13 protein-coding genes (1 of these 13 running past the window's edge) are annotated in these 12,500 nt (G+C 51.6%); 9 read left to right on the top strand and 4 right to left on the bottom strand.

Annotated elements, in window-relative coordinates; all coding sequences use genetic code 11:
* The 5 genes from A6395_RS11910 to A6395_RS11930 form a co-directional block, all read left to right on the top strand.
* Positions 1–684, top strand: a 684-nt coding sequence (locus tag A6395_RS11910) for an NUDIX domain-containing protein (protein WP_071399190.1), incomplete at its 5' end; no start/stop codon positions are given.
* On the top strand, positions 671–1,096 hold the full coding sequence (locus tag A6395_RS11915; protein WP_071399191.1) for an SRPBCC family protein: 426 nt from the start codon (positions 671–673) through the stop codon (positions 1,094–1,096). The genes A6395_RS11910 and A6395_RS11915, both read left to right, overlap by 14 nt.
* 88 nt (positions 1,097–1,184) lie before the next feature.
* Complete coding sequence (gene ntdP / locus A6395_RS11920) at positions 1,185–1,727, top strand: nucleoside tri-diphosphate phosphatase (protein WP_021067741.1); 543 nt, start codon at positions 1,185–1,187, stop codon at positions 1,725–1,727.
* Between the two features lie 37 nt (positions 1,728–1,764).
* Positions 1,765–3,513, top strand: a complete 1,749-nt coding sequence (locus A6395_RS11925) for an ABC transporter ATP-binding protein (RefSeq protein ID WP_071399192.1) — start codon at positions 1,765–1,767, stop codon at positions 3,511–3,513.
* An 89-nt stretch (positions 3,514–3,602) separates the two neighbouring features.
* Complete coding sequence (locus A6395_RS11930) at positions 3,603–4,751, top strand: DUF3238 domain-containing protein (protein ID WP_071399193.1); 1,149 nt, start codon at positions 3,603–3,605, stop codon at positions 4,749–4,751.
* 13 nt (positions 4,752–4,764) lie between these two features.
* Here the strand turns inward: A6395_RS11930 and A6395_RS11935 are convergent, their stop codons facing one another.
* Both A6395_RS11935 and A6395_RS11940 read right to left on the bottom strand, forming a co-directional pair.
* A complete protein-coding gene (locus A6395_RS11935) occupies positions 4,765–5,184 on the bottom strand; it encodes a thiol-disulfide oxidoreductase DCC family protein (protein ID WP_071399194.1) in 420 nt (139 codons plus the stop codon).
* A 53-nt stretch (positions 5,185–5,237) separates the two neighbouring features.
* The gene (locus A6395_RS11940) at positions 5,238–6,470 is read right to left on the bottom strand and encodes an MFS transporter (protein WP_071399195.1); all 1,233 of its coding nucleotides are present in this window, start codon (positions 6,468–6,470) and stop codon (positions 5,238–5,240) included.
* A gap of 92 nt (positions 6,471–6,562) precedes the next feature.
* On the opposite strand from A6395_RS11940, the gene A6395_RS11945 reads away from it, so the two are divergent.
* Positions 6,563–8,200: an ABC transporter substrate-binding protein gene (locus tag A6395_RS11945; RefSeq protein WP_071399196.1), complete on the top strand. Its 1,638-nt coding sequence runs from the start codon at positions 6,563–6,565 to the stop codon at positions 8,198–8,200.
* A 33-nt stretch (positions 8,201–8,233) separates the two neighbouring features.
* Here A6395_RS11945 and A6395_RS11950 read toward each other — a convergent pair whose 3' ends face one another.
* Positions 8,234–9,532 carry a glutamate-1-semialdehyde 2,1-aminomutase gene (locus tag A6395_RS11950; protein ID WP_070328966.1) on the bottom strand — a complete coding sequence of 433 codons (1,299 nt, stop codon included), beginning with the start codon at positions 9,530–9,532 and terminating at the stop codon, positions 8,234–8,236.
* A gap of 193 nt (positions 9,533–9,725) precedes the next feature.
* Between A6395_RS11950 and perR the strand changes: the two genes are divergently transcribed.
* Positions 9,726–10,157 (top strand): peroxide-responsive transcriptional repressor PerR, encoded by a 432-nt coding sequence (gene perR / locus A6395_RS11955; RefSeq protein WP_131441208.1) that lies wholly within the window; start codon positions 9,726–9,728, stop codon positions 10,155–10,157.
* Positions 10,158–10,184: 27 nt separating this feature from the next.
* Here perR and A6395_RS11960 read toward each other — a convergent pair whose 3' ends face one another.
* Complete coding sequence (locus A6395_RS11960; protein WP_070328968.1) at positions 10,185–10,544, bottom strand: YgzB family protein; 360 nt, start codon at positions 10,542–10,544, stop codon at positions 10,185–10,187.
* 172 nt (positions 10,545–10,716) lie between these two features.
* Here A6395_RS11960 and A6395_RS11965 point away from each other — a divergent pair, with 172 nt between their 5' ends.
* Positions 10,717–11,583 carry a nucleotidyltransferase-like protein gene (locus A6395_RS11965; RefSeq protein WP_070328983.1) on the top strand — a complete coding sequence of 289 codons (867 nt, stop codon included), beginning with the start codon at positions 10,717–10,719 and terminating at the stop codon, positions 11,581–11,583.
* 32 nt (positions 11,584–11,615) lie between these two features.
* Positions 11,616–12,500: the 5' portion of a PstS family phosphate ABC transporter substrate-binding protein gene (locus A6395_RS11970; RefSeq protein ID WP_071399197.1), read on the top strand. Its footprint extends 291 nt past the window's final position; 885 of the gene's 1,176 nt are visible here — the first part of the coding sequence; its start codon is at positions 11,616–11,618; its stop codon lies off the right edge, out of view.

Consider the following 12,500-nt stretch of genomic DNA (forward strand, 5'->3'; position numbering starts at 1 on the left):
GAACTGTTTGAAAAATTGAAAGGGGTCGGTCCGTATACGACCGGAGCCGTGCTCTCGATCGCCTACAATCAGCCCGAGCCTGCCGTCGACGGGAACGTCATGCGCGTCATGGCCCGCCAGTTTGGCATCTATGAAGATATCGCCGTACCAAAGACGCGGAAGATTTTTGATCAAGTCATTCGGCGCCTGATGGACCCGGAGCACGCCTCCGATTTTAATGAAGCTGTCATGGAGCTCGGTGCGACCGTCTGTACCCCGAAAAATCCGATGTGCTCGCTCTGTCCAGTCCAAGACGAATGTTACGCCTATGCGCATCACGTCCAGGATGAACTTCCTGTCAAGACGAAAAAAGGCGCGGCCCGGATCGAGATGTTCGATGCCCTCTACTGTAAACATGACGGTCGCATCGCCTACGTTCAGCGGCCCGATACAGGTCTGCTCGCGGGAATGTGGCAATACCCGCTTACAGATCGTGGAACGGGGGAACAGTTAAACGGAACCTATATTGGACAAGTGAAACACGTGTTTTCACACATCATCTGGTACGTCGACTTATATGAGGTCGAAACGTTGCCGGACGAGGAGTGGATTTGGCTCGCCGGGGACGAGCGGGATGTGTTGACCGTGTCGGTTGCCCAACAAAAACTAGAACGATTGGTAGGGGATAGAAATGAGACAGTTTGACGTCGAAACGCCGTTCGATACTTCCGTCGAGGCATTGTGGGAATTGTTGCAAGACGCGTCGCTTTTATCTGAACTGACGACGTTTCCAGAAGTGACGCTCGTCGGAGATGGCGCGTCCGTAGAAGGTAATCGAATCCATCTCCGTGTCGGTGTCGGACCGGTCACGCTGCCGTGGATCAGTGCGATCACGTTAGCGGGGCGGCACGCATTTTGTGACCAAGGTGTGACTTTGCCGTTCCCGTTCAAACGCTTTTGTCACGTTCACAGTGTGAAAGAAGTCGATGGGAAGGCCGTCATGGTCGATGAAGTGACGTTCGACAGTTACTTACCCGAAGCGATTGTCGAGCAGTTTATTCTTCGCCCGATGTTCGCAGGACGAGCCGTCGCCTTCCAAAAAGCACTAAATTCGTGAAAATAAGAGATTTCCTTTTTCATTGGTTCTGAAAGTCGCTATAATTAAAAATGAGAATGTACAGCATCATAGCGGAAAGGAGGAGCTTATGAGCTTATTTCCCAAAGCAGGTAGCAAGATCGAGATACAGAGCTACAAGCACAACGGGACTTTGCATCGCGTTTGGGAAGAAACGCTCGTCCTTCAATCGTCAAAAACGGATATGATTGGGTTCAACGACCGCATCATGGTCAGTGAATCAGACGGCCGGCAATGGAGAACAAGAGAGCCGGCAATTTGCTACTTTTCATCTGAGTTTTGGTTTAATGTCATCTGTATGATTCGCGAAGACGGGATTTACTACTACTGTAATCTAGGTTCGCCGACAACGTTCGATGGGGCAGAACGAGCCATCAAGTACATTGACTACGATTTAGATATTAAAGTGTTCCCGGATATGTCGTACACGATTTTAGATGAGGATGAATATGAGCGGCATCGTCGCGAAATGAATTATCCGAAAGCGATTGATCGAATCTTGAAACAGAACGTTCAAGAACTTATCAACTGGATTCGAGGACGGAAAGGGCCGTTCAACCCAACATTCGTCGATGAATGGTATCGCGAATACGAAGCACGTTACCGGAGATGAGTACTCATCTCCGCTTTTTTTCTTGAAGGAGGGCTCTATGGGCAGTGTTAGACGCTATTTACAGTTTGTAAAACCATATAAAAAACAAATTGCTTTGACGATTTTCGTCGGGATTTTGAAATTCTCAATCCCGCTCGGATTGCCGCTACTTTATAGACATGTGATCGATAAATATTTGACGGACCCGGACCCGGCGACGGATTACACTGAGCTCGTTTGGTTGTTCAGCATCGTCTTCTTCATCTTCCTCGTCTTGAAGCCGCCGATCGAGTATTTGCGGCAATATTTAGCGCAATGGGCCGCAACACGAATTTTGTTCGACGTTCGGAACCGATTGTTCGACCACGTGCAAAAGCTATCGCTTCGCTACTATTCGAACAATAAGACCGGGCAGATCATCTCGCGTATCATCAACGATGTCGAGCAGACGAAAGACTTTGTCATCACGGGACTCATGAACATTTGGCTCGATATGGTCACGATTTTGATCGCGATCGCCATCATGTATACGATCGACCCGCAACTGACGCTCATCGCTATCTTGCCGCTCCCGTTTTATGCGATCGCCGTCCGCTACTTCTATGGACGCTTGCGCCGCCTCACCCGGGAACGCTCGGCCGCACTCGCTGATCTTCAAGGCCATTTGACCGAACGTGTCAACGGCATGGCTGTCATCCGCAGTTTCGCGCTCGAGCCGTATGAGAACAAGGCGTTTGAAGAACAGAACGGTGGCTTCTTGAAAGCCGCACTTCGCCATACAGGTTGGAATGCGAAGACGTACGTCGTCGTTTCGACAATCACGGACATCGCGCCGATCTTAATCTTTACGTCGGCTTCTTGGCTCGTGTTACAAGAACAGGTCTCGCTCGGGACACTCGTCGCTTTCATCGCCTATATCGATCGCCTCTACGCACCGCTCGGCCGTCTCGTCAACTCAGCGACGACGCTCACGCAGTCGGTCGCGTCGATGGACCGGGTCTTTGAATTTCTCGATGAGCCGTATGATATCGAACAGAAACGCGATGCGTTCGTGCCGGTGCAGACAGCCGGGGATATCGAACTCGACGGTGTCGGCTTTGCCTATGAGAAAGAAGGGACGCGTGCTTTGCATGACGTGAGCCTGCACATCCGGTCCGGGGAACGAGTCGCTTTCGTCGGCATGTCCGGCGGTGGAAAGTCGACGCTCGTCAGTCTGATTCCGCGTTTTTACGACGTGACGGACGGCAGTATTAAAATCGACGGCGTCGATGTCCGTGACTTTAAACTCCGGGCCCTTCGCGACCAAATCGGCATGGTCATGCAAGATTCGGTTCTCTTCAGTGAGTCGGTCGCCATGAACATCCGGATGGGGAATCCGGAAGCGACGGACGATGCCGTCATCGCCGCTGCGAAAGCGGCCAACGCCCACGAGTTCATCATGAACTTGCAGGACGGTTACAACACGCCGGTCGGCGAAAAAGGCGTGAAGCTGTCGGGTGGACAGAAGCAACGTCTTGCCATCGCCCGCGTCTTCCTCAAACATCCGCCGATCATCATTCTCGATGAGGCGACGAGTGCGCTCGACCTCGAGAGTGAGTCGATGATCCAAGATTCGCTCGCAAGATTGACGAAAGGACGGACGACGCTCATCGTCGCCCACCGCCTATCAACGATCACCGACGCCGATAAAATTGTCGTCGTCGACAACGGTCGAATCATGGAAGCGGGAACGCATGAAGAATTGATGCGTCGCCGTGGCGCGTACTATGATTTGTATATGATCCAAGACTTAGCTGTCGTGGAGTGAGGCTTCGAGTTCAACTCGAAGTCTTTTTTTGTTTTCCGTATCTAGTAGACGGGAATGAAGAAACGACATGCCAAAAGGGGGATGACACGATGATGAATGGGGAAGGATTGATCAATGTCCGTCCGCTCAACGACGGGTTAGAGTTAACGTGGTCGTTTGATGGGAAAGTGCGCGTCACACGGAACGGGAAGTACGTGTATGAGGGGACGGATCAGCATTATGTCGACCGGGAGACGAGCGTCGGGGAGCAAGTCGCTTACCGCATCTCGGACGAGTTTGGCGAAGTGGCAAAACTGTATACTGCGGCCGTTAATCCAAACGACGACTTGTATTGGAATCGTCATCTGACGTCGGCGGTCGTGGCGCCGAGCGGAACGTATTTACAGTGGGACCCGATCGCGGACGTCGACACGTATGCGGTATATCGTGAGGGACGCCGTATCGCGGAAATCGTCGGGAGCGGATACATCGACGAGACACCGCTCGAACAACCGACGCTCTATGAAGTTCGGGCTTTGCGTCCGGTCAAGCGAGATGATAAACCGGGGACCCGTATCGTGCATATGGTCGGAAAAGTGATGTCGATCGCGAAAGAGATGAAGTCGGATACGAGACGTGACAAGGAGCTCTACACGATGTATTTCCTCGTCAGTCCGACACGTCCGGACGTGGCCACGGTCGACGGCATTAACCTGCGTGTCCAGACGTTCATTCGTCCGCCGATGATTAAAAACCCGAACCTGATGTCACCGCACCCGTATTTTGAAGGGGACGGACGTCCTTATAACGTCCATGCGACCGAATACCGGACCCGGACGGAAGTGAAAGTCGAGGGGTTGACCGATATTCCGATTATCTCGTTAAAAAAAGATGCGAACGTTACCCGCGGGTATACGAAGCATCATCGATTGACGGGCGAAGACGTCGCTTCGGTCGACCGCGTGTATGTAGAAGATGTCGACATCGAGCGGGGGAAAGCTGCATTTCGTTTGCAACATTCGGTAGGCAATCCGCTCGTCGTTGCGCCTGATATTAAATACACCATCGTCACGGCACTTAAAAACAGTGCGACGTTCAAACTGTCCGGAAGTCACACCCAGTCGCCGCATCATGAAGTCTACGTCCAAGTCGGCGATGCGCCGTGGATGACGATCCACCGGGCGGACGATCTTGGGGTCAGCTTTATGGGCAATCCGATGCCGGAGTGCCACTGGACGTACTTGACATGCATGGACTAAAAAACCAGCCGGCTCATTGATGAGTCGGCTGGTTTGGTGTTTGGTCGATAAAGCGACTCCGTTCTTCTGGGGTCGGTAGTTTGCACGTCTCTTTTTGACCGAACCAGCGATAGCGGTTGTTCGCGATGATGTCGTAACCAAAATCACGAAGCGGTTTAGGGACGAGTCGGATGAAGCGAAGCATCCGCCAGTTCCCGTCCAACCCTTCGGCGATCCGGGTCGCCGCGTCCGATTTCAAATAAGGGACGCCGTCTTTGATCAAAACGATGCTGTCGACCGTATCCGGGATACGATGACGTTTTCGGATTGCTTGTCCGGCCTCGCCTTGAAGTGAGGCGAAATGGAAGTTTCCTGTTGAATCACGATTTAAGATGAACTGCACACTGGCGTCACAAAAGTTGCAGTCTCCGTCAAATAACACAATGGCTGGCATAGGGAGCGCCTCCTTCTCTCCTGACTTTATCCGTTCGAACGAATGCTCAAACGTCAAGCGGCGAGCTGACGGGCAGGCTCCATCTTGTAGAGCGAGACGTAATAAAGGTAACCTCCAAGGGCGCCGAATAAGAACATGTAGCCGCTCATGAATACCGGCCCGATGAACGCGCCGACGACGATGCCGGCTGCGGCGACAAGTTTCGCCCCGTGGAACGTCAAGCCTCCGAAGGCGAGGTATGAGGCCCGTCGAGTCGGATCGATCAAGTCGATTTGTTTCACTTGTCGAATCGGTGAATAGAGCAACTCCCCAATGGTGAAGACGATGGCGAGGACGGCAAGCGTGATGAACGAGTTCATTGACGTAATCGCGGCATATGCCGTCACGTATAAGGATAAGCCGATGAAGAAGATATACTTTTCCCGGTAGCGTTTCACGAAAGCGGTGACCGCGAACGTGATGGCGACGACGAGCAACGTGTTCTCAAGCTGCATGAACGCCATCATGCGTACACCGTCAAACGGGACGCCGACGATCGACCGTTCTGTGAACGATTCGGCCAAATGGACACCGATATAGTTTGCCATATGGAACTCGGTCGAGAAGACGAGCATGCTACCGAGGACGAACAGCATCCAACGACGGTCACTGAGTGCGATTCGATAGTTTTGATACACGCCGACGAGCGGGTTAGCAGACGTCGAACGGTTTCCTTTATAGCTATCAACGAGAAAACGTTGCAAGACGAGCGTCGTGATCGTCAACACGAGCGTCATTCCGACGAATAGTCCGAAACGATAGTCTCGATAAAAAGCACCTCCGAGCATGACGCCCCCAGCAATCGCCAAATTGACGAGCCAGTAGTCATATACGTAAATCGCTTTACGGTTCGACTCTTCCATCGAATCGATGACGATGGCTTCGAGAGCCGGGTAGTTCAAACCGTTCGCGACGGCGTGACCAAAGTAAAGCACGGCGACGGCAAACGCCCAGTTATTTGACGGATGAATGGCGACCGTCATCCCCAGAAAACAAAGGATTTGGACGATCTGACCGATTTGAAGCACGTGCTTGCGGTTGAAGCGGTCTGAAAAGTACCCGCCAAACAAGCCGGTGACGTAGCCGACGACAACAAACGACGTCATGATAATTCCGGCAGCGATTTTGCCGAGTTCTTCGGAAAAATATAAAGCCATGAATGGAAAGATAGCCGAGCCGACGATGCGGATGAAAAAGCCGCAGACGAGCCGGAGTCGAACGTTTAAAGGGAAATCTTTGAATTTCATGCGAGCACCTCCTTGTTACTAGTCTAATCGTGGACTACACTTGGTAAAAAGAGACAAATGATTTTTGGATGTCCACTTTTAGGGGGAACGACATGAATGCGAAGCTGGTGGCGATTTATCGTCGTGCGTTGGAACAGAACAAAGTGGAACTGACACTACGGGAAGCGGTCGATACGGTCGGCTATAGCGAGAAACAAGTGAAACGGGATATGAAGATGTGGGAAACGTTCGGGTGGGTGGAGTATCGGCCGGGGAAAGGACGAGGCCATGAATCGGTGCTCCGCTTTCAGCCGGAGTTTGACCGGACCCTGAGAGCTTGGATTGATGAGTCTTTCGTTCAGGCCTCGATGGCCGATGCGGCCAAGTGGTTGGAATGGGACTGGCCACCCGCCTTGCGAGAAGTGATTCAAGCACTTATTTGGAGCCGTTTTGGCTTTGAGCAGACTGAAGAAGACCGGTTCATTTTTCCGCGGACGAGGGCGCTCGAATCGCTCGATCCGCTCGATATCCACATCGCGATGGAGGCGTCTTTGTCACGGCACGTCTTCGACCGCCTGTTCGAATGGGACGGGACGACTGTCCAGTCCTCGCTCGCACATTATATAGAGGAAACACCGTTCGGATTTCGTTGCTATATCCGCAAAGGGGTAACGTTTCATAACGGGGTGACGCTTTCGGCCAAGGACGTCGTCTATTCGTTGAATCGGTTATTGGATCATGGCAAACAAGTATGGTTGTTCGCACCGATCGAACGAGTCGAGTCCCCGGCGCCGTACGTCATTGATTTACATACGAAAGCACACCTGGCCTATATTGAACGACTTCTCGCCCAAACCCCGGCCTCGATAACGTATCAAGGGGCCGAAGGGGTCGTGGGGACGGGACCGTTCAAGCTGGAGCAGACGTCGGAGGAAGTCGTACGTTTAAGAGCGTTCGAGCGTGGGCTCCGGCCGAGACCGTCTTTGGATGTGGTTGAATTCGTCACGTTTTCCGAAACGGATTATGCGAAATGGAGCACCCGTGACGACCATAGCCTCGTGAAGTGGATCGCCGAGGCGGGAGCACGCTATCTCGTGTTCAACATGAGGCAGTCTTGGTTGAAGGACGATGCGCCGGCGCGCCATGCGATTCAACGAGCGATTCAAAAAGAGGCGTTCGTGGAGATGGGAGGAGAGCGTCACCAAGTGGCGCATGGATTTTTTCCGGAGATGAGTCGTCCCGTTCACGTGCCCGGGGAGGGGACAATCTGTCAGCGTCCGCTCCGGCTGTTGCACTTGCCGTTTGAAGTGGCGGCGCAAGACGCGGCGCTCGTGGCTACACAGTTACGGACGGCCGGGTTTACCGTCGAGACTGAGACGTATACGATTGGGTCTTTGTTACAAGATGAGACGCTTTGCCGTGCCGATTTGATTTTATGCGGAGAGATGATGAGTGAAGATCTTGATTTGGCGTTCCTAGCCTTTTTGACGAGTGAACTGTCGCTTGTCGGCAAATTGCTCGCGAATGGAGTGGAACTCCGGGCGATGATGGACCGCTATCAACAAACCGACATGAGCGCTTGGTCGATGCTGCATCGCGAAGTCGAACGCTATTTGACTGAGGAGGCCCTCGTCATCCCGCTGTATCATGTCGCTCGTGAGCGCCGCTTTCCGAGTTTCTTTGGAGATGTGCCGCTCGATGTGTTCGGTCACCCGCGATATGATCAATTGTGGATTCGTCCGTCCGTATGAACATAAAAGGAGATGCCGCGGCATCTCCTTGTTTTATAGCTGTGCGAACGCGCGATTTACTGCGACAATCGTCTCATCGATATCTTGTTCCGTATGTTCCGTCGTCAAGAACCACGCCTCATATTTAGAAGGGGCCAAGTTGACACCGTTCTCAAGCATCAATTTGAAGAAGCGGCCGAATACTTCGCCGTCCGACTTCTCGGCTCCTTCGTAGTCCGTGACGATCTCGTCCGTGAAGTAGACGGTGAGCGCGCCTTTTAGGCGGTTAAGCGTGATCGTGACGCCGTGAGTTTTCGCGGCTTCACGGATCCCTGCTTCGAGACGTGCGCCTAACGAATCTAATGTTTCATAGACGCCCGGTTGCTCGAGCACTTCGAGGCAAGCGAGTCCGGTCGCCATCGAGGCGGGGTTTCCGGCCATCGTCCCGGCTTGGTAAGCGGGTCCGAGCGGTGCGACCGTCTCCATGATTTCTGCTTTCCCGCCGTATGCTCCGATTGGAAGTCCACCACCGATGATTTTACCGAGCGCCGTCATGTCTGGCTCGATGTTGTACACTTGTTGGGCACTTCCGTACGTGAACCGGAACGCTGTGATGACTTCGTCGTAAATGACGAGCGCGCCGTGTTCATGGGTGATCTCGTTGATGGCTTGCAAGAAGCCGGGTTTTGGCTCAACGATCCCGAAGTTTCCGACGATCGGTTCGACGAGAACGCAAGCGACTTGATCGCCCCATTCGTTCATCATCGCCCGGTACGACTCGACGTCGTTGAACGGGACGGTGATAACTTCTTTCGCCGTGGCGCGGGTCACACCGGCTGAGTCGGGTGAGCCGAGCGTCGCCGGTCCGCTTCCCGCCGCAATCAGCATCAAGTCGGAATGGCCATGGTAGCAGCCGCTGAACTTGACGACGAGTTCGCGTCCGGTATAGGCACGGGCGACACGGATTGTCGTCATGACGGCCTCGGTCCCGGAATTGGTGAAGCGGACTTTGTCCATCGATGGGATCGCCGCTTTTAGTTTCTTGGCGAAGTCGACCTCAAGCGCGTGAGGCGTCCCGTAAAGAAGCCCTTTTGAGGACGCTTCGATGAGGGCGTTGTGGATATGGGGATGGGCATGGCCGGTAACGATTGGTCCATATGCGGCCAAGTAATCGATATAGCGGTTGCCGTCCACATCATAAAAATAAGCACCTTCGCCGCGCTCCATATAAACCGGGGCACCGCCGCCGACCGCTTTGAACGAACGTGAGGGACTGTTGACACCCCCGACGATATGCGTCAATGCGTCTTCATATAGTACGTCTGAAATTTTACGATTTGATGATGTTGTCATATGTATTGCCTCCTTTTACAAATTCGCAATTATTGTATCACAGCCGTCAACCGCATAAGCTCAACGTTTGACGAAGGGTTTAGAAATCAGTACACTATTTATAAAGATTACTATGTAAGAAATAGGTTAATTCTAAACAGACACTTCGCATAAATTCTAATAGAAGAAATGAGGGATTGACGTGGGAAGCGAAATGCTTGACCATGCTGTTCAGTCGCTCCGAGAACATGGAGTCAGAATGACGCCTCAGCGACAGGCGATTTTGGAGTACCTCGTCACGGAGCACAGTCACCCGACAGCGGATGACATTTATAAGGCACTTTCGGATAGGTTCCCGAACATGAGTGTCGCCACCGTCTATAACAACTTACGTGTCTTTAAAGATATCGGACTTGTTCAAGAGATGAATTATGGTGACGCTTCGAGCCGTTTCGATTTTGTGACATCACGTCACTATCACATTATCTGTGATGCGTGCGGGAAAGTCGTCGACTTTAACTATCCTGTCCTTGACGAGATTGAAGCCGTCGCTTCTCAATTGACAGGTTTCAAAGTGGATCGCCACCGCCTCGAAGTATACGGGACGTGCCCGGCTTGCCAAACTGAACAAGCGCATAAACATTAAAAACATCCTCAGGCTGAGGATGTTTTTTTAGTCGTTCTGGTGTGATTGACGTTTGTTATACTTCTCATCGAAGTCTTTGCCTTCGAGCGATTGATCGATCGTCAACGGTTCATCGCAATGCATACATAGATCGACACGTCCGAGCATCTTTGTTTCTTTCTCACAGTTCGGACAAGTGACGATGATTGCTTTCGTCGACGCCATGCCGACGATGAAGTAAAGCGCCGAGCTCGACAGTACCATCACGAAACCGAGCAACATGAAAATAATCATCAGCCACGCGATGCTTTTGGCAAGTAGTCCGAGATACATGACCCCAATCCCAGCGAACACGAGCAGCAAGGCCAGGTTTCTGGCGCGGTTGATTTTATTCCCCCGTTTTTTCATACATAATCCCTCCATGTCTGTCTTTACTATAGCTCATCTGCTCGAAGCTGAGAAGTTCGTACAATCGGTGGCAGGAGAATTTTAAAAGAAGGCGAATCATTTTTGTATCAGATTAGATAATCGTGTGAACCGATTGACGTTTACTAATTAGAAAGAAGGTATCAAGGTGACGATGGAATATGCGACTCGAACAATTTATTCAGAATATGCAGCCTTGAAAACAACGCTTGGCATCATTGAAGTGAAGAAGAAACGGCCGCGCGATCCATTAACAGATCAATCGGATCGATTGTTGATTGTGATTGAAGCGAAGGAAGAACCATTTTGGACAGTGAAACACTATCAAGTCGGACAAGAAAAAATCGTTCTTCATATAGTCAGTGATTCGATGATGGATCGTTGGATTCTAATGAACGAGAACCGGCGTGCCATCCATTGGATCGAAGACGGCATGGTGCTGTTCGAACGAAATGAGTTTTTGCTCGAGCTCAGGCAACGGTTGCGCAATTTCTCGAACGAGGAACAACGACTGCAACTCTCGCTCGCGTTCGCCAAGCTGCTTAGACGTTTCGAAGATGGGCGCGGACTGTTCTTACAGGAAGAGCATCAAGATGCGTTCACCCAAATCCACCATGCGCTCACGCATTTGGCGCGGCTCTCCATCCTGGAGGCAGGAATCCACCCAGAGATTGTATTATGGAAGCAAGTCCGTAAACTCGACCTAGAAGTGTATAAGCTTCACGACGAACTCGTGAACGGGCACGAATCACTCGAACAACGTATTCACCTGGTCATCATCGGCATGGAGCATTTAATTCAATCTAAAGTCTTGCCGGGTACGTTGTTACTTTTGCAGGCGATGCAACAACGTGACGAACCATGGTCGTTCTCGGAGTTGATGGAGCACCCGAACTTACAAGAGTTAAAAGTCGACCTCGGCAGCATCGTCGGCTTCTTAGTCCGGAAAGGTTACGTCCGGGCAGTGACACGTCCGACAAAAGGAGTAGGCGTCGAAGCGGTCGCTTATGAAATTGCTTAACTATATAGAAGAGAATGGGGAAACTGAATCGAATGAAGGTTACTAAATTTCTGCTCGGCAGTGTGTTTATTATATTTGCGGCTGGATTCTTATCAATTGTGACAGGATTGTTTGCGATGGGCGATCCTCTCGGAAGTGAGCGGCCGATCATTTGGACGATTTGGTACGTGGTCGTTCTCTTGATTGTTATTATGGCGCTATATGACTTTTCATCGTTATCGAAAGGACAACTCAAACGTATCGCTTTAATTGGAACGGTTGTCGGGATTGTTTTCTTTAGTTCCGTGAAAGGATATTACGTGTATACGGCGGGATTACGGATTGAAGAACGTGGCGTCTCGTTGCGTGACTATCAACCGTTCAAGCCTAAGTCTGATTTGGCTGAACTCGATAAGCCTTCAACATTTGAGATTGGAACAAACATTCCCCGACTAGACGGCGCGACGGCGCTGTATCCGATGTATGCTGCATTCGTCGAGGCGGTTTATCCTGAAGCGGATTATAACCCCGATAGCCCTGAAGTCAGCTCGGTCGTCTCGACGACGACAGGTACAGCATATGAGCGATTGGTTAAAGGGCAAACGGATATCATCTTTGTAGCCGGACCGTCCGATCAACAGTTGGCAATAGCTGAGCGACAAGGAGTAGAGTTTCAGATGACACCGATCGGCCGTGAGGCGTTCGTCTTTTTTGTACATGAAGACAACCCGGTCGACTCGCTCGAATTGGAACAAATTCAAAACATCTATGCAGGGGACATTACGAGTTGGGATGAGGTCGGTGGTAAAAAAGATTCGATTCGAGCGTTTCAACGGCCAGAAGACAGCGGAAGCCAAACGGCTTTGCAGCGTTTGATGGGGGACAAAAAGCTTATGGACGCCCCGGTCGAGGATGTCCCGGAAGGAATGGGTGGCATC

Origin of the sequence: Exiguobacterium sp. SH31 (assembly GCF_001816105.1) — a bacterium.
Lineage (GTDB): Bacteria > Bacillota > Bacilli > Exiguobacteriales > Exiguobacteriaceae > Exiguobacterium > Exiguobacterium aurantiacum_A.

Coding starts and splice junctions, on each gene's coding strand:
- A6395_RS11935 (WP_071399194.1), bottom strand. CDS start 5,184: ATGCCAGCCATTGTGTTATTTGACGGAGACTGCAACTTTTGTGACGCC.
- A6395_RS11925 (WP_071399192.1), top strand. CDS start 1,765: ATGGGCAGTGTTAGACGCTATTTACAGTTTGTAAAACCATATAAAAAA.
- A6395_RS11950 (WP_070328966.1), bottom strand. CDS start 9,532: ATGACAACATCATCAAATCGTAAAATTTCAGACGTACTATATGAAGAC.
- A6395_RS11940 (WP_071399195.1), bottom strand. CDS start 6,470: ATGAAATTCAAAGATTTCCCTTTAAACGTTCGACTCCGGCTCGTCTGC.
- A6395_RS11915 (WP_071399191.1), top strand. CDS start 671: ATGAGACAGTTTGACGTCGAAACGCCGTTCGATACTTCCGTCGAGGCA.
- ntdP (WP_021067741.1), top strand. CDS start 1,185: ATGAGCTTATTTCCCAAAGCAGGTAGCAAGATCGAGATACAGAGCTAC.
- A6395_RS11965 (WP_070328983.1), top strand. CDS start 10,717: ATGGAATATGCGACTCGAACAATTTATTCAGAATATGCAGCCTTGAAA.
- A6395_RS11945 (WP_071399196.1), top strand. CDS start 6,563: ATGAATGCGAAGCTGGTGGCGATTTATCGTCGTGCGTTGGAACAGAAC.
- A6395_RS11930 (WP_071399193.1), top strand. CDS start 3,603: ATGATGAATGGGGAAGGATTGATCAATGTCCGTCCGCTCAACGACGGG.
- perR (WP_131441208.1), top strand. CDS start 9,726: ATGCTTGACCATGCTGTTCAGTCGCTCCGAGAACATGGAGTCAGAATG.
- A6395_RS11960 (WP_070328968.1), bottom strand. CDS start 10,544: ATGAAAAAACGGGGGAATAAAATCAACCGCGCCAGAAACCTGGCCTTG.